At 44.5% G+C, this 353-nt stretch carries 1 protein-coding gene; it reads right to left on the bottom strand.

Annotated elements, in window-relative coordinates; all coding sequences use genetic code 11:
- Window positions 1–96 precede the first annotated feature (96 nt).
- The coding region (locus ACKTR5_RS11780; protein ID WP_407881704.1) for a hypothetical protein at window positions 97–353 on the bottom strand (257 nt) is incomplete at its 5' end.

Below are 353 nucleotides of genomic sequence, written 5' to 3'. Positions count from 1 at the left end.
TGTAATGTGAAGTGCTCCATAATTGTTAGACAAAAATCTAACGATTATGGAGCACTTTTGCCATACTATGCTATTGAAGCATCTGACAACAGCCAGTTAATCGATCTTTCTTTTATTCTCACTGTCCGAAGTGATCGCGGTGAGCCCAGGTAGCACCGGCTCAAAAGGACGTGTCGATGGTAGACCTTTAATCTTGAATGGGGCACTGTAGAACCCTTGCTCTTGTACACCTCTTTGGATTATCTCTTGATGCCGCTCAACATCGTAAGCCATTGCCTCTTGCTTACTCATACCTGGGGTACCTAAAAATCGTTCGCGTGACCAATCATGTGAGCGATCCGGTAATACAAGCT

Source organism: Furfurilactobacillus entadae (assembly GCF_045862745.1).
Taxonomy (GTDB): domain Bacteria; phylum Bacillota; class Bacilli; order Lactobacillales; family Lactobacillaceae; genus Furfurilactobacillus; species Furfurilactobacillus entadae.
This window is presented reverse-complemented; position numbering and strand designations above follow the sequence as displayed.